The organism is Ciceribacter azotifigens (assembly GCF_048159625.1).
In the GTDB taxonomy this organism is placed as follows: domain Bacteria; phylum Pseudomonadota; class Alphaproteobacteria; order Rhizobiales; family Rhizobiaceae; genus Allorhizobium; species Allorhizobium azotifigens.
The window spans coordinates 57,131-76,632 of record NZ_JBLQTA010000005.1 but is presented as its reverse complement, the minus strand read 5'-3'; the positions used below and the strand labels follow the sequence as shown (position 1 = coordinate 76,632).

The 19,502-nt window shown below is 61.4% G+C and carries 24 protein-coding genes and 1 tRNA gene; 13 read left to right on the top strand and 12 right to left on the bottom strand.

The genetic code is table 11. The features are described 5' to 3' along the window. Window positions 1–28: 28 nt before the first annotated feature. From ACM6UT_RS09810 to ACM6UT_RS09800, 3 genes are read left to right on the top strand one after another with little or no spacing between them, the layout of a single operon-like run. Window positions 29–301, top strand: a complete 273-nt coding sequence (locus ACM6UT_RS09810; protein WP_416797158.1) for a hypothetical protein — start codon at window positions 29–31, stop codon at window positions 299–301. Then, window positions 294–452: a hypothetical protein gene (locus ACM6UT_RS09805; protein ID WP_416797157.1), complete on the top strand. Its 159-nt coding sequence runs from the start codon at window positions 294–296 to the stop codon at window positions 450–452. The genes ACM6UT_RS09810 and ACM6UT_RS09805 overlap by 8 nt, the downstream gene beginning before the upstream one ends. 28 nt (window positions 453–480) lie before the next feature. After that, on the top strand, window positions 481–924 hold the full coding sequence (locus ACM6UT_RS09800; protein WP_416797156.1) for an HD domain-containing protein: 444 nt from the start codon (window positions 481–483) through the stop codon (window positions 922–924). Here the strand turns inward: ACM6UT_RS09800 and ACM6UT_RS09795 are convergent. After that, window positions 919–995: transfer RNA gene (locus ACM6UT_RS09795), tRNA-Arg, on the bottom strand. The two genes, ACM6UT_RS09800 and ACM6UT_RS09795, sit on opposite strands and share 6 nt — an antisense overlap. Window positions 996–1,072: 77 nt before the next feature. Then, the gene (locus tag ACM6UT_RS09790; RefSeq protein WP_416797155.1) at window positions 1,073–2,233 is read right to left on the bottom strand and encodes a M20 aminoacylase family protein; all 1,161 of its coding nucleotides are present in this window, start codon (window positions 2,231–2,233) and stop codon (window positions 1,073–1,075) included. Between the two features lie 153 nt (window positions 2,234–2,386). On the opposite strand from ACM6UT_RS09790, the gene ACM6UT_RS09785 reads away from it, so the two are divergent. Both ACM6UT_RS09785 and ACM6UT_RS09780 read left to right on the top strand, forming a co-directional pair. Further along, complete coding sequence (locus tag ACM6UT_RS09785; RefSeq protein WP_416797154.1) at window positions 2,387–3,499, top strand: D-alanyl-D-alanine carboxypeptidase family protein; 1,113 nt, start codon at window positions 2,387–2,389, stop codon at window positions 3,497–3,499. A gap of 17 nt (window positions 3,500–3,516) precedes the next feature. Continuing rightward, window positions 3,517–4,644 carry a CobW family GTP-binding protein gene (locus tag ACM6UT_RS09780; protein ID WP_416797153.1) on the top strand — a complete coding sequence of 376 codons (1,128 nt, stop codon included), beginning with the start codon at window positions 3,517–3,519 and terminating at the stop codon, window positions 4,642–4,644. Between the two features lie 6 nt (window positions 4,645–4,650). Here ACM6UT_RS09780 and ACM6UT_RS09775 read toward each other — a convergent pair whose 3' ends face one another. The 5 genes from ACM6UT_RS09775 to ACM6UT_RS09755 all read right to left on the bottom strand — a co-directional run bounded on the left by ACM6UT_RS09775 (window position 4,651) and on the right by ACM6UT_RS09755 (window position 8,399). Continuing rightward, on the bottom strand, window positions 4,651–4,881 hold the full coding sequence (locus ACM6UT_RS09775; protein ID WP_416797152.1) for a sulfurtransferase TusA family protein: 231 nt from the start codon (window positions 4,879–4,881) through the stop codon (window positions 4,651–4,653). Next, a complete protein-coding gene (locus ACM6UT_RS09770) occupies window positions 4,878–6,086 on the bottom strand; it encodes a L,D-transpeptidase family protein (protein ID WP_416797151.1) in 1,209 nt (402 codons plus the stop codon). The genes ACM6UT_RS09775 and ACM6UT_RS09770 overlap by 4 nt, the downstream gene beginning before the upstream one ends. A gap of 167 nt (window positions 6,087–6,253) precedes the next feature. Next, a complete protein-coding gene (locus ACM6UT_RS09765; protein WP_129333846.1) occupies window positions 6,254–7,207 on the bottom strand; it encodes an acetyl-CoA carboxylase carboxyltransferase subunit alpha in 954 nt (317 codons plus the stop codon). Between the two features lie 62 nt (window positions 7,208–7,269). Then, window positions 7,270–8,217: a site-specific tyrosine recombinase XerD gene (gene xerD, locus ACM6UT_RS09760; RefSeq protein WP_416797150.1), complete on the bottom strand. Its 948-nt coding sequence runs from the start codon at window positions 8,215–8,217 to the stop codon at window positions 7,270–7,272. A gap of 29 nt (window positions 8,218–8,246) precedes the next feature. Further along, window positions 8,247–8,399, bottom strand: a complete 153-nt coding sequence (locus ACM6UT_RS09755) for a hypothetical protein (protein WP_416797149.1) — start codon at window positions 8,397–8,399, stop codon at window positions 8,247–8,249. A 150-nt stretch (window positions 8,400–8,549) separates the two neighbouring features. Here ACM6UT_RS09755 and ACM6UT_RS09750 point away from each other — a divergent pair, with 150 nt between their 5' ends. Both ACM6UT_RS09750 and aroB read left to right on the top strand, forming a co-directional pair. Then, entirely contained in the window at window positions 8,550–9,143 is a 594-nt protein-coding gene (locus ACM6UT_RS09750; protein ID WP_416797148.1) for a shikimate kinase, read from the top strand. After that, complete coding sequence (aroB, locus tag ACM6UT_RS09745; RefSeq protein WP_416797147.1) at window positions 9,136–10,263, top strand: 3-dehydroquinate synthase; 1,128 nt, start codon at window positions 9,136–9,138, stop codon at window positions 10,261–10,263. The genes ACM6UT_RS09750 and aroB overlap by 8 nt, the downstream gene beginning before the upstream one ends. Before the next feature lie 125 nt (window positions 10,264–10,388). Here the strand turns inward: aroB and ACM6UT_RS09740 are convergent, their stop codons facing one another. Continuing rightward, entirely contained in the window at window positions 10,389–10,670 is a 282-nt protein-coding gene (locus ACM6UT_RS09740) for a BolA family protein (protein WP_416797146.1), read from the bottom strand. 108 nt (window positions 10,671–10,778) lie between these two features. On the opposite strand from ACM6UT_RS09740, the gene ACM6UT_RS09735 reads away from it, so the two are divergent. From ACM6UT_RS09735 to ACM6UT_RS09720, 4 genes are all read left to right on the top strand, one after another. Continuing rightward, entirely contained in the window at window positions 10,779–11,405 is a 627-nt protein-coding gene (locus tag ACM6UT_RS09735) for a J domain-containing protein (protein ID WP_416797324.1), read from the top strand. Between the two features lie 65 nt (window positions 11,406–11,470). Next, on the top strand, window positions 11,471–12,463 hold the full coding sequence (cobS, locus tag ACM6UT_RS09730; RefSeq protein ID WP_129333839.1) for a cobaltochelatase subunit CobS: 993 nt from the start codon (window positions 11,471–11,473) through the stop codon (window positions 12,461–12,463). A 15-nt stretch (window positions 12,464–12,478) separates the two neighbouring features. Continuing rightward, window positions 12,479–14,377 carry a cobaltochelatase subunit CobT gene (gene cobT, locus ACM6UT_RS09725; protein ID WP_416797145.1) on the top strand — a complete coding sequence of 633 codons (1,899 nt, stop codon included), beginning with the start codon at window positions 12,479–12,481 and terminating at the stop codon, window positions 14,375–14,377. A gap of 52 nt (window positions 14,378–14,429) precedes the next feature. Next, window positions 14,430–15,383, top strand: a complete 954-nt coding sequence (locus ACM6UT_RS09720; RefSeq protein ID WP_416797144.1) for an esterase-like activity of phytase family protein — start codon at window positions 14,430–14,432, stop codon at window positions 15,381–15,383. Between the two features lie 51 nt (window positions 15,384–15,434). On the opposite strand, the gene ACM6UT_RS09715 is transcribed toward ACM6UT_RS09720, so the two are convergent. Next, window positions 15,435–16,070, bottom strand: coding sequence for a queuosine precursor transporter (locus tag ACM6UT_RS09715; RefSeq protein WP_416797143.1), 636 nt, complete (start codon window positions 16,068–16,070; stop codon window positions 15,435–15,437). A 109-nt stretch (window positions 16,071–16,179) separates the two neighbouring features. Continuing rightward, the gene (rpmB, locus tag ACM6UT_RS09710; RefSeq protein WP_129334129.1) at window positions 16,180–16,470 is read right to left on the bottom strand and encodes a 50S ribosomal protein L28; all 291 of its coding nucleotides are present in this window, start codon (window positions 16,468–16,470) and stop codon (window positions 16,180–16,182) included. 241 nt (window positions 16,471–16,711) lie between these two features. Here rpmB and ACM6UT_RS09705 point away from each other — a divergent pair, with 241 nt between their 5' ends. Both ACM6UT_RS09705 and ACM6UT_RS09700 read left to right on the top strand, forming a co-directional pair. Then, window positions 16,712–17,488 (top strand): DUF3108 domain-containing protein, encoded by a 777-nt coding sequence (locus ACM6UT_RS09705; protein ID WP_416797142.1) that lies wholly within the window; start codon window positions 16,712–16,714, stop codon window positions 17,486–17,488. A gap of 145 nt (window positions 17,489–17,633) precedes the next feature. Further along, complete coding sequence (locus ACM6UT_RS09700; protein WP_416797141.1) at window positions 17,634–18,290, top strand: lysoplasmalogenase family protein; 657 nt, start codon at window positions 17,634–17,636, stop codon at window positions 18,288–18,290. Here the strand turns inward: ACM6UT_RS09700 and ACM6UT_RS09695 are convergent. Beyond that, window positions 18,287–18,712 (bottom strand): cupin domain-containing protein, encoded by a 426-nt coding sequence (locus tag ACM6UT_RS09695; RefSeq protein WP_416797140.1) that lies wholly within the window; start codon window positions 18,710–18,712, stop codon window positions 18,287–18,289. The two genes, ACM6UT_RS09700 and ACM6UT_RS09695, sit on opposite strands and share 4 nt — an antisense overlap. Next, window positions 18,712–19,482, bottom strand: a complete 771-nt coding sequence (gloB, locus tag ACM6UT_RS09690; protein ID WP_416797139.1) for a hydroxyacylglutathione hydrolase — start codon at window positions 19,480–19,482, stop codon at window positions 18,712–18,714. Before gloB ends, ACM6UT_RS09695 begins: the two co-directional genes overlap by 1 nt. Window positions 19,483–19,502 lie beyond the last annotated feature (20 nt).

Sequence of the window (19,502 nt, the reverse complement as noted above, 5' to 3'; positions counted from 1 at the left end):
CAATGGCAGAGAACGAGGAGACGAGAAGATGAAGAATGCCACGCCGAAACCGGGACGACCCGGTGAAGTGTCGCAGTGGCCTCGCTGGGAGGGGCCCGAGGAGAGCCGACCTGCCGGTTACCTGCCGGCGGAGAGAAATGCCGGCACGGAGTCCGGCGATTCTCGGGAGAAGACGCGAGACGATACGCCCGAGGCCAGCCTTCGGGCTGAACGGGACGCTCTTTCGCTCGAAGGCGTCTACGCCCGCGAAAATCGACTCGAGGTAGGAGGTAGCAAGAGCGGGACGTTACGTGATGGCTGATCTGGTCTGGTTCATTGCGGTCGCCATCGGTCCGATCATGCTTGGGGCGGCGATCGCATACGCGATATTGCGTCAGAGACGGCTCTCGGCACGGGAAAAGCATGAGCAGAACGACGCGGTGCGTCGTCTGTACCAAAACGGCCGAAGATAGGCCGGAACGCGGGGAGGGGAGCGGTATCGTGCAGACGAGCGAACACCTGAAGCACGCGATCCAGATTGCAGCGGACGCCCATGACGGACAGATGGACAAGACCGGCCGGCCGTATTTCGAGCACTGCCAACGGGTCGCCGCCGCCCTGACCGACGAAGAGGCGAAGATCGTGGCCTACCTGCACGATGTCCCTGAAAAAGGATACGGTTGGACTGTCGACAGAGTAAAGGAGGAAGGATTCTCCCCGCACATCGTCTCGGCAGTCGACACGCTCACGAAGAGGATACAGGAGGACGAAGATACCTTCCTGCGTCGCATTTCCCGTCACCCACTGGCTCGCAAAGTGAAGCTCGCCGATCTGGAGGACAATCTCTGGCAAGTGAACCTGTCACGAGGGAACGCGGAGAAGTACGAGCATGCACTCGAAAAGCTGACGGAATGGGCAAACGGCGCATTGCGACAGAAATGGTGATCCCGGCGCGATTTGAACGCGCGACCCCCAGATTAGGAATCTGGTGCTCTATCCTGCTGAGCTACGGGACCACTGGGCTGCATCCATACAAAACGAGTGCGGTGAAGCCAAGCTTTTTTCGGGGAAGTAGGTTTTCGTCCAGCTGCGATCACTCGGTGAGGCGTTGTTCGGCGAGGCGTACCCAGTAGGAGACGCCGTAGGCGATCACCTCGTCGTTGAAGTCGTAGGCCGGGTGGTGGAGGCCGGCAGTCTTGCCGTTGCCGATCAGGATGTAGGCGCCGGGTCGCGCCTGAAGCATGAAGGCGAAATCCTCTCCGGCCATCGAGGGATCGACTTCCGTGTCGACATTCTGCGGACCGGCGACATCGATCGCGGCGCGCGCCGCGTGCACGGTTTCTTCCGGATGGTTGACGGTCACAGGACACGCGCGTTCGTATTCAACAGTGACATCGGCGCCGTGAGCCGCCGCCACGCCTTTCGCCACCTCGCGGATGCGAGTCTCGGCAAGGTCGCGGACCGCCTCGTCGAGCGAGCGGACAGTGCCGCCGAGCACTGCCTCTTCAGGAATGATATTGTGGGTCGTCCCGGCGTGGAAACGGGTCACTGATACCACGACGGAACGCAGGGGATTGGTGTTGCGCGACGCAATCAGCTGCAGGTTGCCGACGATCTGGGCACCGATCGCTATCGGATCGATTGTGTGGTGCGGTTCGGCGGCGTGGCCACCCCGGCCTTTCACCGTCATGGTGAACTTATCCGGTGCCGCCATGATGCCGCCCTTGCGAATGGCGAAGGTGCCGACGGGCATGCCGGGCATATTGTGCATCCCGTAGACCTCCTCGATGCCGAAACGCTCCATCAGACCGTCCTGAACCATGGCGAGCGCTCCCGCACCGCCCTCTTCGGCTGGCTGAAAGATAACGACGACCGCGCCGCGGAAGTTACGAGTCTCGGCAAGATGCTTGGCAGCTCCGAGCAACATGGCGGTATGGCCGTCATGCCCGCAGGCATGCATCTTGCCGGGAGTCTTCGAGGCCCAGGCTATATCGCCGATCTCCTGGATGGGCAGGGCGTCCATATCTGCACGCAATCCGATTGCGCGTCCCGCTCCCTGGCCACGGATCACGCCGACGACGCCGGTTCGTCCGATCCCCGTCACGATTTCGTCCACACCAAATTCCCGCAACTTCTCAGCGACGAAAGCGGCAGTCTCATCGACGTCGTATAGAATCTCGGGATTCGTATGGAGCTGGCGGCGCCATTCAATGACTTCGCGTTGGAGTTCGGCGGCGCGGTTCAAGATCGGCATCTGAGGTCCTTGTCCGGCGTTACTGGTAGCCTTCGATTCGCTCGGGGAATGTGCCCCTCCTGATTGACCTATTCAATGGGCTTTGCCATTGGTTGGCGAGATAGGTTAAATACCGCAGGTTCTGAAGCTTCCAAATATTCGAGGAATTCCATCGTGCAGACGAAGCAGACGTCCTTTTTGTCCGCATTGCGCCGGGGTCGCCGTCTAGCTCTCCTTATGGGGCTGGTCCTGACCGCCCTGCCGTCTCTCGCCGAGGCCAATCCGAGGATCGTCGTCGAGGTCAATTCCGGGCGCGTGATCGAACACGAGGACGCCTTTCGCAGGTGGTACCCCGCTTCGCTGACGAAGCTGATGACCGCCTACACGACGTTCCGCGCGGTGAGGTCGGGCCAGATTTCGCTGGAGAGCATCGTCACGATGAGCAAGAAGGCCGCCGACCAACCGGCGAGCAAGATGTATTTCAAGCCGGGCGCGCAGCTGACGCTAGACAGCGCATTGAAGCTGCTCCTGGTGAAATCTGCAAACGACATCGCCGTGGCGATCGCCGAGACCGTCGGCGGATCGCTCGATAATTTCGTCGCCCAGATGAACGCCAATGCCGCCCAGCTCGGGATGACCTCCTCACATTTCGTCAATCCCAACGGACTTCCCGGGGCGGGACAGTATACGACGGCGCGGGATCTCGCCGTGCTTGCCGTCGCGATCCGTCGTGAGTTTCCCGAGTACGCCGGTTATTTTTCGCTGGAAGGGGTCAACACCGGCAAGCGCACTTATCCCAACTACAATCTGCTGATCGGTCGCTTTGACGGTGCAGATGGCATGAAGACGGGCTTCATCTGCGCATCGGGCTTCAACCAGGTTTCGTCCGCGACGCGGAACGGCCGGACGGTAGTCTCGGTGGTGCTCGGTGCAGACAGCCTCGGAGCGCGTGCCGATCTCTCTGCCGAACTGCTCCAGAAGGCGCTGACCACCCGCTCGGGTGCGGGCGTCACGCTGGAGACGCTTGCACCCTACGGCGAGGGGCGTGATCATGTGACCGACATCAGCGGCGACATCTGCTCTCAGACCGCGCGCAAGGAGCGCAGCGAAGGACGCGACGAAGAAGGTCGCATGAAACTCTTCTCGCCCTATATAAGGGAGATGGACCGGCCGCCACGGGCGGTGTTCGCAGGTCTCCTGCCCGGCGGAGAAGTATCGGCCCAGCCGGCGTCTGCGAGCAACGCCGTCGCGAACGTACCGATCCCCATTCCGAGGCCCAATTTCTGATCCAGAGGGGTCCCAGCATGCCATCCATGAACGAACGCATTCCCGTTTCCATCCTGACGGGGTTTCTCGGTGCGGGCAAATCGACCTTGCTCAACCGTATTCTCAAGGACCCGGCGATGCGGGATGCCGCCGTCATCATCAACGAATTCGGTGAGGTCGGCATCGATCATATGCTGGTCGAGTCCTCGAACGACGCCATCATTGAACTTGCCGACGGCTGCCTCTGCTGCACCGTGCGCGGCGAGCTCGTCGACACTTTGGCAGCCCTGGTCGACGGCATGCAAACCGGCAGGATCAAGCAAGTGTCGCGTGTCGTGATCGAAACCACGGGTCTCGCAGACCCCGCTCCCGTCATGCAGTCGGTGATGGGGCATCCGGTGATCGCCAGCTACTTCGATCTCGAAGGAGTGGTCACGGTCGTGGACGCAGTGAACGGTCTTTCGACGCTCGACAACTTTTCCGAGGCCGTCCGGCAGGTGGCGGTGGCTGACAGGCTTGTCCTTTCAAAGGCGTCCCTCGCGGATCCGGAGAGCCTGCCTCAATTGGAGGCTCGCCTTGCGGTGCTCAATCCCCGCGCGCCGACTGTCGACGCGGACCGCGACGAGGTCGGAACTGCAGCGATCTTTGCAAATGGCCTCTATGACCCTGCGACGAAAATCCCGGATGTCGACCGCTGGCTCAGGGACGGGGCAACCGAACCCGATCATGCGCATGGGCATCATCACGAACACGGGCATGATCATCATCACCACGACGTGAACCGGCACGGCGAGGCGATCCGATCCTACTCGATCATCCATGACGGGCCTATCGACCCGGCGTCGCTCGAGATGTTTGTCGATCTGCTGCGGTCGACCCACGGCGACAAGCTCCTGCGAATGAAGGCGATCGTGCGGTTGACCGATCGCCCGGAACAGCCACTGGTGCTGCACGGAGTTCAGTCCATCTTCCATCCGCCTTTCCGGTTGCCTGCGTGGACAGATCCAGATGATCGGCGCACGCGTCTTGTCCTGATTGCCAGGGACCTGCCGGAAACCTATGTGCGGGAGCTCTTCGACGCCTTCACGGGCAAGCCGCAAATCGACAGACCGGATCGTGCCGCGCTCGAGGACAATCCGCTCGCCATTCCGGGCATGCGCATGTGAGCGGCTTCAGCCTTTGCGGATATGAAAGCGGTGGCTGGCTTCGTGTTTCTCGCTCGCGAGGAGAACGTGTCCGCTTTCGCTACAGAAGTGAGGGATGTCGATTACTGCGAGCGGATCGGTGGTCTCGATCCACAGTTCCGCACCGCTTTCCATGATAGAAAGCCGCCGCCGTGTCTTGAGTACGGGCAGAGGGCATTTCAGCCCCCTGAGATCGTAGATCGCGTCCGCGGTGGTCACTTCTGCCAGAACTTCCAGAAAGGCTTCTTGGGTTCCTCGGCCGCCGGCGCTACCGCTGCCGGAGCGAGCGGGTTCGCCTGCGGCACGGGCACGCTGGCCGTCTGTGCAACTTCGGCCGTCTTCGTCGAAGGCTGAGTGGAAGCTGCGGTTGTCGCGGGTGCGGCAACCGGCTTGGCTGCCGTGTCTTTCTCCGCGACGAGCTTCTCGAACTCCTCGATCTTCAGCAGCTTCCCGGCCTTGAGCGCGGAGCCCGTCGGCGCGTAGGCTAGGTCGTGACCCTTGCGCATCTCGGCGACGAGCGCCTTGCGTTCGGCCTCAGTCGGGTCGTACCAGATCTTGCCATCGTATTTCCTGGACGCCTTGGCGAAGTCGCGCTCGTACTGCATGTTGTAGGAAGCAAGCGCCACCTGCAAGGCAGGGGGCGTCGTCATCGGCGGGCAGGCTGCCGTGGCGCTCAGAGCCTTGCCTTCCTCTATCTGCTGATTGAAGACGTATTTGCGGTCGCAGACGCCGACCTCGGGGGGGCGCTTGGTGACTTCGAAGTTGTCGTAGCCAACCTTCAGCATCTTCCAGAAGTCGTAGTGCGGGCTGTGCTGATGGCGCGCCATGTTGTCGGCGGTCATGCGGAACGGAAAGGCCTGCAACTGTACCGTCTGCTGGCCACCCTTGAATGCGTCGCGAGCAAAGGCGTAGATTTCCAGAATCTGCGCATCCGTCATCGAATAGCAGCCCGAAGACGAGCACGCGCCGTGGATCATGAGATTGGTGCCGTTGCGGCCGTTCGCCTGATCGTAGCGGTTCGGGTATCCGGTATTAATCGCCAGGAAATACTTGGAATTCGGGTTCAGATGGTACGGGGAAAGGGGATAGAAGCCCTCCGGAGCCTGGCGGTCGCCTTCCTTGATCTTCGGGCCAAGTCGCCCCGACCAGGCACATATCTGATATTCGGCGATCTTGTCGAAACGGTTGTTCGTCTTCGCCTTCCAGATTTCCAGGACACCCTCTTCCTTGAAGATGCGCATGGCGATCGGCGAATTCCGCTCCATGCCCTTTGCCTTCATCTCGTCGAGAACGCGCGAAGGCAGCTGATATTCGACCTTGTTCTTGACGGTGGAAGGGTCAACGACGCTGTCAAGCGTATCGTTGCAGCCCGCAAGACCCATGGCGAGGGCAATCATCAGAAGAGCGGTTGGGTTCAAACGCATTCGGGATTCTCATCTCGAAAAGGGGTAACGTCGCCGACTGTCACGTCGCACGCCTAATGTACGATCGCAACCTTCACAAATTGTAAACCATGGTCGCGACGCCCGCCAACATAACGGGTCGGCGCCTAGCATTCAAAGACAGCAGGATTATGGCTTCGAGCGACGCATCAAAGTGAACGGCCGATATCCAGGAATTTCTGCCGACGTTCCTGCCGCAGCCGATCGCCCGACAGGCGGCCGAGATCGCCGAGAGCGGAGGCGATGACGTCGCCGGTGCGGCTGATGACCGCATCGGGATCGCGGTGTGCGCCGCCAATCGGTTCCGGGATGATGCCGTCGATCACGTTCATGGCCTTGAGGTCCTCGGCGGTGATCTTCATGTTCGTCGCGGCTTCCTTGGCGCGGGTCGAGTCGCGCCAGAGGATGGAGGCGGCACCTTCCGGAGAGATAACCGAGTAGATCGCATGCTCGAGCATGTAGACGCGATTGCCTGTGGCGATCGCGATGGCGCCGCCCGATCCGCCCTCACCGACCACCACCGAAACGATCGGGACGCGCAGGTTGAGGCAGGTCTCGGTGGAACGCGCAATTGCTTCCGCCTGGCCGCGCTCTTCGGCTCCGATGCCGGGATAAGCTCCGGCGGTATCGATCAGCGTCACCACCGGCAGGCCGAAGCGGTTGGCCATTTCCATGATGCGGATCGCCTTCCGGTAGCCTTCCGGACGGGCGCTGCCGAAGTTGTGCATCAGGCGCGACTTGGTATCGTTACCCTTTTCCTGGCCGATTACCGCGACGGGCTCGCCGCGAAACCGTGCGAAGCCAGCCTGGATCGCCGCGTCCTCTGCGAACTTGCGGTCGCCGGCGAGTGGCGTGAACTCCGTGAAGAGCTTTGCGGCGTAGTCTACGAAGTGGGGACGCTGCGGATGGCGGGCAACCTGCGTCTTCTGCCAGGCATTGAGCTTGGAGTAGATTTCCTCCATCGCCTCGCGCACGCGAACCTCGAGACGAGCGATTTCCTCCGACGTGTCGATGCTCTCATCTTCTTCCGCGAGTTTCTTCAGCTCGTGGATCTTGCCTTCCAGGTCGGAGATAGGCTTTTCGAAATCGAGATAGTTATGCATTGAAACGCTTTCCGATCGTTATGCGCTTGCTTCAAGGGCGCGTGGCACCGGCGTTGCCGGTCCTAATCGTGGTTTTTCGCCACTTTGGCAAGAGGGTGATGCGTCTGAACGAGCTGCTGCAGACGCTCATCGAGCACATGCGTGTAGATTTGGGTCGTCGAGATGTCGGAATGGCCGAGTAGTTCCTGAACCACGCGGAGATCCGCGCCGTTGGCGAGGAGATGGCTGGCGAAGGCGTGGCGCAGCACGTGAGGCGAGATGGTGGCTGCGTCGAGGCCGGCGCGCGCGGCGAGACCCTTCAAGTCGCGCGCGAAGACCTGGCGCGGCAGGTATCCCTCCTTGCTCGCCGCCGGAAACAGCCAGAGGGCTTTCTCCTTCGTTTCCTTGGTCGTGCGCGCCAGCTCCTCGCCATAGGCCCGGATCGCGGCGATCGCGCTGCGCGACAAGGGAACGAGCCGTTCCTTCGCTCCCTTGCCGCGGATTACCAGGAAGCGGCCCTCCTGGGCCAGCACCTTCGCGGGCAGCGCGACGAGCTCGCTGACCCGCATTCCCGTCGCATACAGAAGTTCGAGCAGAGCCAACATTCGCAGTTTCAAGAGTTTCTCAGCGCCCTCTGCTTCGCTCTCCTGCTGCGCGAGCGACAGCAGTCTTTCGACGTCTGCGACGGAAAGTGTCTTCGGAAGTGGGCGCGCCTTCTTGGGCGTGTCAAGGATCGACGTCGGATCGTCGGCGCGGATGCCCTCGGCGTAGAGGAACTTGTAGAACTGGCGCATTGCCGACAGGCGGCGCGCCTGAGATGTCTCCATGAAGCCGCGTCTGGCCAAGTCGGCGAGATAGGCGGCGAGGTCGGCGGACCTTGCCTCAACCACGCTGACCTTACGCGGCGCGAGAAACGACCAGAGATCCTGAAGATCGTGTTCGTAGGACGCAAGAGTATTGCCTGCGGCGCCCCGTTCAGCGCTCATCATCTCCAGAAACGCCTCGATGCGTGCTTTGCTGAGATCGGACACGGGGAGTTTCCTGTTTGCCTCGGCTCGGCCTATTCTTGCGTCGGGTTGACCCGCTCGGAGGGAATCCGGACGGTGATCTCCCTCTCCTTCGGCTCCACGAACAGCACGAGCGCATACATCGTTCCGTAGATCATGGCCGCGATCGTCGCGCAGAAGAAGAGGAAACGAAACAGGGTCGGCATCGGATCATCCTTCGTCCGCGGGCGCCCCTTCTATATGAAGAGGGCTTGCAGCCGTTGCAAGCCCGCGGCGGGTACCTCTTTCGGTCACTGTGGCTTGACGCTCGGCCCGCATTTGTCAATACCGTTCTCAAAAGAGACGTGAATAGGCCGATGACCGATTTGACCCCACCCCTTGCCCCGTCGCTGAGTGCGCGTGCCCGCGCAGCGCTCGGGCGCAGAAATCTGGTCTTCGTCGGACTGATGGGCGCCGGGAAGTCGGCGATCGGCCGCATGACGGCCTCGCAGCTCGGTCTTCCCTTCGTCGATACCGATGCCGAAATCGAGCGGGTGTCACGGATGACGATCAGCGAACTCTTTGCCGCCTATGGCGAGAGCGAGTTCCGCGAGCTAGAGACGCGGGTCATCAAGCGGCTTCTGAGAACCGGTCCGCGGGTGATATCGACCGGAGGAGGCGCCTTCATCAACGAAAAGACGCGCAGGCAGATCGAGCGCGGTGGGATCTCGTTGTGGCTGAAGGCTGATCTGGATGTGCTCTGGGAGCGTGTTAACAAGCGCGATCATCGCCCTCTGCTGAAGACGGAAAATCCGAAGCAGACGCTCGAAAACCTGATGAACCAGCGCTATCCAGTCTATGGACTGGCGGACGTGACGGTTCAGTCGCGGGACGAGCGCAAGGAAGTCATCGTCGACGAGGTGCTCGAGGCGATCGTGGAATACTGTACCAAAGGCCGCAAATATGAGTGAAGTTGAGAGTTCGGAACGTCTCGTCCATGTGCCGCTCGGTGACCGGGCCTATGACATCCTTATTGGGAGGGGCCTGATCGCGCGCGCGGGTGGCGAGATATCCACCCGCATCAAGGGGCGTAAGGCTGCAATCATTACCGATGAGCATGTCGGTCCCCTCTATCTCGACGCGTTGATGGACAGCCTGCAGACGGATGGGATCGAGGCTGTGTCGCTGAGTCTGCCGGCAGGCGAGAAGACCAAGAGCTTCGAGCATCTGATGCGGGTCTGTGATGTTCTCCTCGAGGCCCGGATCGAGCGCAACGACGCCGTCATCGCACTTGGCGGCGGCGTGATCGGTGATCTGACCGGCTTTGCAGCCGGGATTGTCCGCAGGGGTGTCCGTTTCGTGCAGATCCCGACCTCGCTTCTGGCGCAGGTGGACTCTTCGGTCGGCGGCAAAACGGGCATCAATACCCGCCAGGGCAAGAACCTTGTCGGCGTGTTCTACCAACCGGATCTCGTGCTTGCGGATACGGCGGTCCTCGGCAGCCTGAGCAAGCGTGAATTCCGGGCAGGTTACGCCGAAGTGGTCAAATACGGGCTGATCGACAAGCCAGACTTCTTCGAATGGCTCGAACGAAACTGGAAGGATGTCTTCGCCGGCGGTGAGGCGCGTGCCGAGGCGATTGCCACGAGCTGCCGGGCGAAGGCGGAAGTGGTCGCTGCCGACGAGCGCGAACTCGGGCGTCGCGCGTTGCTCAATCTCGGCCATACCTTCGGCCACGCACTCGAGGCGGCGACCGGGTATGACAGCAAGCGTCTCGTCCACGGGGAGGGGGTTGCAATCGGTATGGTGCTGGCGCACCAGTTTTCCGCGCGCCTCAATCTCGCGAGCCCGGACGACGCCGAGCGGGTTGCGGCCCATCTCAAGGCCGTCGGCCTTCCGACGACGATGGGGGATATTGAAGGCGAGCTTCCGCCGACCGATATATTGATGGAGGCGATCGCCCAGGACAAGAAAGTCAAGGGCGGCAAGCTCACATTCATCCTGACCCACGGCATCGGCCAGTCGTTTGTTGCCGACGATGTCGCGGCCTCGGAGGTGTCCAGCTTCCTTCAGGAAAAGCATCCGGGATAATTGTTCCCGCCCGGCATGCGCCCCATCGCGCTGCTCCAGTGCGCTCGTCTCGCTCTCAACCGGGGCGGCGAAATGGCGTTGATCCGCGGAGAAATGCCGCGGATCGAAGTCGCTGTGTTTGCGTTCTACCAGCGTGTCTCTTCGCCGGGAGCGGCAGCCTCGATAGCGAGGGCGTGGAGGCCGGCGTCGAACTCCGCCGTCAGGAGGTCGGTGATGGCCCTGTGGCGGGCGACACGGCTCATTCCGGAGAATGCGTCGGCCACGATCCGGATGCGCATATGCGTCTCGCCGGATCCGGTCATGCCGGGCTGATGTCCGGCGTGCTGCATGCTTTCATCGAGCACCAGCAGGCGCTCCGGATGAAAGGCGTCGACGAGCTTGGCTTCTATTGTTGAGCGGACCGACATTAAGGCTATCTCCGACTTTGCTGCGAGAGCGAAAAGCTCCCACAAAGCCAAGAACATTCTGATTTGTCAATTCTTGCCGCAAGGCAAGCGGAACCCCATAATTCGATGATGAACCTCGACTCAAAATACTTCGATCGCATCCGCACCCGTCGCAAGAAGGAGCAGGATGCCGGTCCTGCCACGCCGACGTGCCAGTGGGATGGCTGCGACAAGGCCGGAGTCCATCGCGCGCCGGTCGGTCGCAATGCGGAGGGGCAGTTTTTCCTGTTCTGCTTCGAGCACGTGAAGGAATACAACAAGGGATATAACTACTTCTCCGGCCTGTCGGACACCGAGATCGCCCGCTATCAGAAGGAGGCGATCACCGGTCATCGCCCGACCTGGACGGTCGGCGTCAACAAGGCGGCGCGGAATAGTCCACTGCATTCGACGTTGCGTTCCGGTACGGCCGGAACGCATTCGCGGGTCAAGGACCCCTTTGGTTTTGTCGGACAGTCCCGCGGCGCGGGTGCACGCTTCCCGCCGCAGGCCCGAAAACTCAAGAGCCTGGAAGCCAAGGCGCTCGACACGCTCGGCCTTCCGGGGAGCTCGTCTGCGAGCGAGATCAAGAGCCGCTACAAGGAGCTTGTGAAAAAGCATCACCCGGACGCAAATGGCGGCGATAGGGGATCGGAAGACCGTTTTCGCGCTGTTATCCAAGCGTATCAACTGCTAAAGCAGTCTGGCTTCTGTTAGTCGAAAACGCTACGAAATACGCATTCTATATGCAGCCGGTCGTCGCCGTCCGGCATGGAGAGACGATGAGCAAAATTGACCTTGACGTGTCCAATCTTCCCGACACGACCATTTCCGTCCGGGAGGTGTTCGGAATTGACAGTGACATCCGTGTCCCGGCCTACAGCACCGGCGACGCCTACGTGCCGGATCTTGATCCCGACTACCTCTTCGACCGCGAAACCACGCTCGCGATCCTCGCCGGTTTTGCGCATAACCGGCGCGTGATGGTGTCGGGCTTCCACGGGACGGGCAAATCGACGCATATCGAGCAGGTTGCGGCTCGTCTCAACTGGCCCTGCGTCCGCGTGAACCTCGACAGCCACGTCAGCCGTATCGACCTGGTCGGCAAGGACGCGATCGTTCTGAAGGACGGCAAGCAGATCACCGAGTTCAAGGACGGTATCCTTCCCTGGGCCTACCAGCACAACGTCGCTCTGGTGTTCGACGAATACGATGCGGGTCGTCCGGACGTGATGTTCGTGATCCAGCGTGTTCTGGAATCCTCCGGCCGCCTGACGCTCCTCGACCAGAGCCGTGTCATCCGTCCGCATCCGGCGTTCCGTCTGTTTGCGACGGCCAACACCGTCGGGCTCGGTGATACGACGGGCCTCTACCACGGCACACAGCAGATCAACCAGGCACAGATGGACCGCTGGTCGATCGTGACCACGCTCAACTACCTGCCGCACGAGAAGGAAGTCGACATCGTGCTCGCCAAGGTGAAGAGCTTCGCCTCGACAGAGGCGGGCCGCGAGACCGTCTCGCGCATGGTGCGGCTTGCCGATCTCACCCGATCGGCGTTCATGAACGGCGATCTCTCGACCGTGATGAGCCCGCGCACAGTCATCACCTGGGCGGAAAATGCCGAAATCTTCGGCGACGTCGCGTTCGCTTTCCGTGTTACCTTCCTCAACAAGTGCGACGAACTCGAGCGCAACCTGGTCGCGGAACAGTACCAGCGCGCCTTCGGGGTCGAATTGAAGGAGAGTGCCGCGAACATCGTTCTCGGTGCGTAAGGAAGCATTCTGACGATGGCAGGGCCGGGCGACAATATCAGGGCAAAGTCAGGTTCGGCGGCGGATACGGAACCGCTGCGACGGGCGATCACCGGGTGTGTTCGCTCGGTGGCCGGCAACGGTGAAGTCGAGGTTGTCTTCGCCAACGAGCGTCCGGGCCTCGCGGGCGAGCGCGTGCGTTTGCCCGAACTCTCCAAGCGTCCCACAGCGCACGAGCTCGCCGTGACGCGCGGGCTCGGCGACTCCATGGCCCTCAGGCTCGCTTGTCATGACCAGAAGGTCCATTCGGCCATGGCGCCCCAGGGCGTCGATGCCCGCGCGGTTTTTGACGCCGTCGAACAGGCTAGGGTCGAATCGATCGGCGCCTTGCGGATGCGTGGCATGGCCGCGAACCTCCAGATGATGAACGCCGAGAAATACGCCAAGGCAAATTTCTCCGGCATCAGCCGGCAGGAGGATGCCCCGCTCTCCGAAGCCATGGCGATGCTGGTGCGGGAAAAGCTGACGGGTGAGAAGCCGCCGGAAAGTGCGGGCAAGGTTCTCGATCTCTGGCGCCCCTTCATCGAGGACAAGGCTTCGAGCGAGTTCGAAGGGCTGAGCGGCGCCATCAATGACCAGCAGGCGTTTGCGAGGGTCGTGCGCCATATCCTGAGCGCGATGGAAATGGCCGAGGACTTCGGCGACGAGTCCGAGGAAAGCGAACAGGAAGATACGACCGACGAGGATCAGCCGCGCAGCAACGAGGAAAATCAGGAAAGCGCTGAGGAAGAAGCCGGCCAGGACGCTGCGCCTGCGGAGGAGAGCGAAGCCTCCCAAGAGCAGATGGAAGAAGGCGAGATGGACGGCGCCGAGATCTCCGAAGACGAGATGATGGACGAGGGTGAGGATGATTCCGAAACGCCCGGTGAGATGCGTCGTCCGGCGAGCCCCTTCGACGATTTCAACGAGAAGGTCGACTACCGGATCTACACGACGGAGTTCGACGAAGTCATCACGGCCGAGGAGCTTTGCGACGAAGCGGAACTCGATCGGTTGCGCGCCTTCCTCGACAAGCAGCTTGCGCATCTGCAGGGCGCCGTCGGACGCCTTGCGAACCGGCTGCAGCGTCGCCTGATGGCGCAGCAGAACCGCTCTTGGGACTTCGATCTCGAGGAAGGCTATCTCGACACCGCTCGCCTGACGCGCATGGTGATCGATCCCATGCAGCCGCTCTCCTTCAAGATGGAGCGCGACACGCAATTCCGGGATACTGTCGTAACGCTGGTCATCGACAATTCCGGTTCGATGCGCGGGCGCCCCATCACCGTCGCCGCGACCTGCGCCGACATCCTGGCGCGCACACTCGAGCGCTGCGGCGTGAAGGTCGAGATTCTCGGCTTTACCACCAAGGCGTGGAAGGGCGGCCAGTCCCGCGAGAAATGGCTTGCAAGCGGAAAGCCGCCGACGCCGGGTCGCCTCAACGATCTCCGGCACATCGTCTACAAGTCGGCCGATGCCCCTTGGCGCCGTTCGCGTCGCAATCTGGGCCTGATGATGCGCGAAGGCCTGCTCAAGGAAAATATCGACGGCGAGGCACTGATGTGGGCGCATAGCCGTTTGCTCGGCCGCCGTGAGCAGCGAAAGATCTTGATGATGATCTCCGACGGCGCGCCGGTCGACGACTCCACGCTGTCGGTCAATCCGGGCAACTATCTGGAGCGGCATCTGCGTGCCGTGATCGATCAGATCGAAAGCCGGTCGCCGGTCGAGCTGCTGGCAATCGGCATCGGGCATGACGTCACCCGTTACTATAGCCGCGCGGTGACCATCGTCGACGCCGATGAGCTGGCGGGCGCGATGACCGAGCAGCTTGCGGCGCTTTTCGAGGACAAATCCCGGGCGCCGCGGGGCGATCGCTTGCGCCGTGCGGGCTAAACCTTCAATTTTCGTACAGATCGGTGCCGCCCTCTTCGTCGGGGCGGCTCTCATGGTGCATGACGGGGTTGCCGAGGAGCCCGAGCACATCGCGGTCGCGAGCGCGCCGATCCATCTCTTCGACCGTGCGTCGCAAACCACTCGTTTCGGGGCACTCGAATTTCTCGGGGGACTGGAATTGTCCTCGGCCGAGATGGCGTTCGGTGCGTGGTCCTCGATCCGCTTCCTGCCCGATGGGCGGCATTTCATCGGCGTGCTCGATACCGGCCACTGGCTGAAGGGCGAAATCCGGCGCGACGGCGAAGGACGTCTCTCGGGCGTGGACGACGTGTGGCTGACGTCAATGCGTGACGTCGACGGCAGCTATAACCAGAACAAATGGTCGGTTGACGCGGAGAGCCTCGCGATCCGTGGAGACGAGGTGGTCGTGAGCTATGAGCAGCGCCACCGCGTCACTGTCTTCTCGCCGCTTTCCAAGTTCGAGACGGCACTGCCCGGCGAATCCCTGCCCCTGCCGTTTGTGACCGACGAGCTGCGCAACAATGGTGGATTGGAGACGCTTGCGTTGTCGCCGGTTGCAAGCCCTCTCGGAGGCGCTCTGGTGGCTGTGGCCGAGAAGAGCCGCAACCGGGATGAGTACCGCCTCGCCGGTATTCTCGACGGACCGTTGCGTGGCGCATTCCGCGTCAGAACGAGCGACGACTTCGACGTCACGGATGGGGCTTTTCTTCCCGGTGGCGACCTGCTCTTGCTCCAGCGTCGCTTCAATCTCTCCGATGGCGTCGGAATGCGTATCGTGAGGATATCCGGCGACACATTGAGACCCGGAGCCGTCGTCGAGGGCGACACGATCCTTGAAGCGGATCTCGGTTACCAGATTGACAACATGGAGGGGCTTGACGCTGTTCAGGCCGAAGACGGTTCCGTGCATCTCTTTATGGTGTCGGACGACAACCATTCGATCCTGCAGCGGACGCTGCTTCTGGAATTCCGTCTCGTCGAATGAAAATGGCCGCACGGCATCAGCCGGCGGCCATCTCCTGATCGGGTTATCCCGTCAGACGCTCTTCAGGGGCGTCATCGGGCGGATCGTATTCATCAGCGCTCCGTAGGGCAGCAACATGATGAGCCCCACCAGCATCTTGACGGCGAAATCGCCGATCGCCCACGAGACCCAGCGCGGGGCCTCCAAGGCGAAGATTCCGAGGATCGGTGCCGAGCCGATTGCGAAATCGTCATTCGGGCCAATGAGACTGAAAATCGCGGCAAAGGACAGGGAGAAGAAGATCACCGTATCTGTCACCGAGCCGAAGATCGAGCCAAAGAGCGGGGCCTTCCACCAGGTCATCCGGCGCAGCTTGTTGAAGACGGCGATGTCCAGCAATTGCCCGACGAGGTAGGCCGATCCGGACGCGATCGCGATGCGGGGCTGTGACGTCGCGAACGAAAGTCCTACACCGACGAGGAAGCCGACGAAGACAACCTTGCGGGCAATCGCCGGGCCGAACTGGCGGTTCGTCAGGTCGGTGACCAGAAACGCGACCGGGTAGGTGAACGCACCGTAGGTCAGAATGTCGCCGAGTTGGATACCCGCGAGCTCGCCGGAAAGCGGATACTGGACGAGGATGTTCGATGCGACCACGACGGCCGTCATCAACAGGCTGTAGATGAAGATATAGCGTGTCATCTGCATTTTTTTATCCTGGGTGATGCCACCAGTTGGAGGGACGGTTCTTTCAAAAGGAAAAGGCCTGAGCGGCGCAAGCCGCACAAGCCTTACGATCCTTCAGCCTCGAAGACGCTTACGCGGCTTCGGCGGTCTTCTTGACGATCTGGCGGCGCAGCAGGCGGGCGCGCATGCTCAGTTCCTTCTCGTCAGCCTTCAGAAGGAAGGCGTCGAGGCCACCGCGATGCTCGACCGAGCGCAGGGCAGCGGCCGAAACGCGCAGGCGGAAACGCTGGCCGAGAGCGTCCGAGATCAGGGTGACGTCACACAGGTTCGGAAGGAACTTGCGCTTGGTCTTGTTGTTCGCGTGGCTCACGTTGTGGCCCGACTGGACGCCCTTGCCGGTCAATTCGCAACTGCGGGACATGATACACCTATTCTTCTTGGCCATCGGATCGGTGCCGGAAAACCGGTGCGCAATCCAACTAGGCATGATTGGAAAGTTGCGGTTCTATAGTCAGACTGGCCGCGCACGTCAAGCCTGACGGCGGAGATTCCGTCAATTGTACGCTCGGCATGCTATTTTCTTGCCATGTTCTGGTTCAAAGGTAGCCTGCGCGAAGGGACTTCTACCCTCGCAGCTCAGTTTAGGGGCCGGACCAAGCTACATGAAACGTTATCTGAGCGTCCTGACGTTTGCATTCGCAGCGATGGCTTCCGTCGCACCCGCGGGAGCCGAGGGCGACATCCGATACGAGACCGAATACAACGTGTCGCTCGGCATCCTGCCGATCGCGCATGCGTCGTTCGTGACGAAGGTTCTCAGCAGCGGCTATACCATTTCCGGCGATGTCAGATCAGCCGGAATCGTCGACGTCATCGCGAAGATCTCGGCACAGACCAGTGTTTCCGGGGTGCTGATGAAGGACCGGATGCAGGCTTCGCGCTATTCGCTCGTCTACAAGTCCAACAACAAGGTTCAGACGTATGACGTGCGTTACCGGAACGGAAACGTCGTCAAGGCCGAGATCAGGCCGACACCGAAAAGAAAGCCACGCAACTGGATCGATGTTACCGATCGCGACCTGAAGTCGGTACTGGATCCGATCAGCGGCATGATCGTGCCGGACGGTCAGGACGTTTGTCGCAGGACACTGCCGATCTTCGACGGCGAGAGCCGGATGGACCTGGTCCTGTCTCCAAAAGGAAGCTCGCGCTTTTCCGTCGGCGACGTTGAAGGAGAGGCGATCGTCTGCGCCATTCGCTATGTTCCGAAATCCGGATTCCGCAAAGGGCGCAAGGATATCGAGTATCTGCGTCAGGCGACCGACATGGAGATCTGGTTTGCCAAGACGGCGCTGCTCAAGGTATATGCTCCGGTCTACGCTCGCGTGCCGACCCGCATGGGTCCGCTCTATATCAGGGCCGTGAAGTTCGACGGCTGAGGTCATCGCGGGATCGTCAACGCCCGCAAGGGGGAAGGTGAGATCGAGGATGACACAGATCCGGTTCTTGGCCGCCCTCGTGCGTTCGCCCATGCCATCTGCTGCTTCCATCGCGCCCGTCGCCAGTTAATCGGCGGGCAGAAGGATGGAAATCTCGTCTGCTGTCTGGCTGTGGTTGTCGGTTGCGCTCGGCCTGTTCTACACCGCCTTTCTCGGTCGCGCGCCGAGCGTTCTCCGGACAGTCTCGAAGACACTGCCGGTAACCCTGCTCGCAGGATTTGCCTGGTCCGTCGACGCACCCGCGCTGCTGCTGGCGGCATTGCTTCTGAGCGCCGCGGGCGACGCCTTTCTTGCGCACGATGGAGAAGGCGCATTCAGGAATGGTCTCGCATCGTTCCTCGCAGCCCACCTCGCATATGGGGCTCTCTTCGTTTCGATGGCCGCTCCGTCGGTCCTTTCGTCCGAGGTCTGGAGAGTTGCCGCCGGAGCGGTGTCGGTGGCCGCGATCGTTATCATTCTGCCGCTCCTGCGCAGACACGCAGGGCAGCATCGCGTGGCGGTGTCCGTCTACGGCCTGGTTATCCTCGGGATGGCACTGCTTGCATTGATCGTTCAGGCGCCGACCGTCTTTCTCGGGGCGGCCGTCTTCATGAGCTCAGACGCCGTGCTCGCCCTGCAACGGTTCGTGCTTAGGCCGAACTATGCCATGAGCCGGGCTGCATCCTACTATGTCTGGATCAGCTATTACGGTGCCCAGTGCATTCTCACCTTGGCGCTCGCAAGGCCCGCAGCGAGCCTCTAGCCCTGTCCCGGTGACCAGCCAGGAGGTGCCATTTCGAAGGCGGAGAAGTCGAAGCCTGGAGCGACAGTGCACCCGACCAGGGTGTACTCCCCGAGGCTTTCGGCCGCCTGCCAGCAATTGGCGGGGATCACGGCCTGTGGTCGCTCGCCCTTCAGCAGGGCGGGACCGAGGCGGATCGTCTCGGCGGTGACGCCATCCGCGGCATGATGAAGAGCAAGCGGGGCACCGGCGTAGTAGTGCCAGACCTCCGCGGCGTCCCTGACGCGGTGCCAATGCGATCGCTGGCCGCACGTCAACAGATAATAGATCGCTGTCGAATGACCGCGGCCGATGTCAGCCGCATCGCGAAAGGTTTCGGAATACCAGCCGCCTTCCGGATGAGGTTGCATTCCGAGCGCCGCGACGATGTCTTCGGCGCGCATCAGAAGCGGTCCTTGCGCCGGCGAATTTCCGCAAAGACCTCCTCGTTGGTCCGACCTTCCATCAGAAGATTGCGGCGGATTGCCGGATCTGACGCCCGAAGGAACGGATTCGTCTCCTTCTCCAGTCCGATTGTCGTCGGAATCGTAAATTTGCCTTCCGCGCGCAGCCTCTCGATCTCGTCGGCACGTGTTTTCAGTCGCTCGTTATCAGGATCGATCGTCAGGGCAAAGCGGGCATTCGCCAGTGTGTATTCGTGGCCGAAGTAGACTGCCGTTTCGTCGGGCAGAGCCGCAAGCTTCTGCAGGGAGTGCCACATGTCGGCTGCCGGGCGTTCGAACAGTCGGCCACAGCCGAGCGCAAAGAGGGTGTCTGCGGCAAACAGCAGCTTGCTGTCGGGAAAATGATAGCAGACATGACCGGCCGTGTGGCCGGGAGTCTCGATTACCTGAACGACATGGCCTCCGAAGCCGAACGAATCGCCATCACCCACAGCCCGATCGAGGCCCGGGATCGCCACGGCTTCGTTGCGCGGCCCGATGATCTCGCAGCGATAGCGATCCTTGAGTGCAAGATTGGCCTCGACGTGGTCTCCATGGTGATGCGTCGTCAGTATATGGGTGATATTCCAGCCCCGCCGATCGGCCATGGCGACTATCGGAGCGTATTCAGAGGCGTCAATCGATGCTGTCAGCTTGCTTTCGTGGCAGTGGAGAAGGACACCGAAATTATCGCTGCGGCAAAGAAAGATTTCGAGTTCCAACGCCTTCATGGGATCCGTCCGTCTCTGCT

Excerpts from the sequence above, each read along its gene's own strand:
- ACM6UT_RS09810 (WP_416797158.1), top strand. The coding sequence starts at position 29 with ATGAAGAATGCCACGCCGAAACCGGGACGACCCGGTGAAGTGTCGCAG.
- ACM6UT_RS09805 (WP_416797157.1), top strand. The coding sequence starts at position 294 with ATGGCTGATCTGGTCTGGTTCATTGCGGTCGCCATCGGTCCGATCATG.
- ACM6UT_RS09790 (WP_416797155.1), bottom strand. The coding sequence starts at position 2,233 with ATGCCGATCTTGAACCGCGCCGCCGAACTCCAACGCGAAGTCATTGAA.
- ACM6UT_RS09780 (WP_416797153.1), top strand. The coding sequence starts at position 3,517 with ATGCCATCCATGAACGAACGCATTCCCGTTTCCATCCTGACGGGGTTT.
- ACM6UT_RS09770 (WP_416797151.1), bottom strand. The coding sequence starts at position 6,086 with ATGCGTTTGAACCCAACCGCTCTTCTGATGATTGCCCTCGCCATGGGT.
- ACM6UT_RS09765 (WP_129333846.1), bottom strand. The coding sequence starts at position 7,207 with ATGCATAACTATCTCGATTTCGAAAAGCCTATCTCCGACCTGGAAGGC.
- ACM6UT_RS09755 (WP_416797149.1), bottom strand. The coding sequence starts at position 8,399 with ATGCCGACCCTGTTTCGTTTCCTCTTCTTCTGCGCGACGATCGCGGCC.
- ACM6UT_RS09750 (WP_416797148.1), top strand. The coding sequence starts at position 8,550 with ATGACCGATTTGACCCCACCCCTTGCCCCGTCGCTGAGTGCGCGTGCC.
- aroB (WP_416797147.1), top strand. The coding sequence starts at position 9,136 with ATGAGTGAAGTTGAGAGTTCGGAACGTCTCGTCCATGTGCCGCTCGGT.
- ACM6UT_RS09740 (WP_416797146.1), bottom strand. The coding sequence starts at position 10,670 with ATGTCGGTCCGCTCAACAATAGAAGCCAAGCTCGTCGACGCCTTTCAT.
- ACM6UT_RS09735 (WP_416797324.1), top strand. The coding sequence starts at position 10,779 with ATGAACCTCGACTCAAAATACTTCGATCGCATCCGCACCCGTCGCAAG.
- cobS (WP_129333839.1), top strand. The coding sequence starts at position 11,471 with ATGAGCAAAATTGACCTTGACGTGTCCAATCTTCCCGACACGACCATT.
- cobT (WP_416797145.1), top strand. The coding sequence starts at position 12,479 with ATGGCAGGGCCGGGCGACAATATCAGGGCAAAGTCAGGTTCGGCGGCG.
- ACM6UT_RS09720 (WP_416797144.1), top strand. The coding sequence starts at position 14,430 with ATGGTGCATGACGGGGTTGCCGAGGAGCCCGAGCACATCGCGGTCGCG.
- ACM6UT_RS09715 (WP_416797143.1), bottom strand. The coding sequence starts at position 16,070 with ATGCAGATGACACGCTATATCTTCATCTACAGCCTGTTGATGACGGCC.
- rpmB (WP_129334129.1), bottom strand. The coding sequence starts at position 16,470 with ATGTCCCGCAGTTGCGAATTGACCGGCAAGGGCGTCCAGTCGGGCCAC.
- ACM6UT_RS09705 (WP_416797142.1), top strand. The coding sequence starts at position 16,712 with ATGAAACGTTATCTGAGCGTCCTGACGTTTGCATTCGCAGCGATGGCT.
- ACM6UT_RS09700 (WP_416797141.1), top strand. The coding sequence starts at position 17,634 with ATGGAAATCTCGTCTGCTGTCTGGCTGTGGTTGTCGGTTGCGCTCGGC.
- ACM6UT_RS09695 (WP_416797140.1), bottom strand. The coding sequence starts at position 18,712 with ATGCGCGCCGAAGACATCGTCGCGGCGCTCGGAATGCAACCTCATCCG.
- gloB (WP_416797139.1), bottom strand. The coding sequence starts at position 19,482 with ATGAAGGCGTTGGAACTCGAAATCTTTCTTTGCCGCAGCGATAATTTC.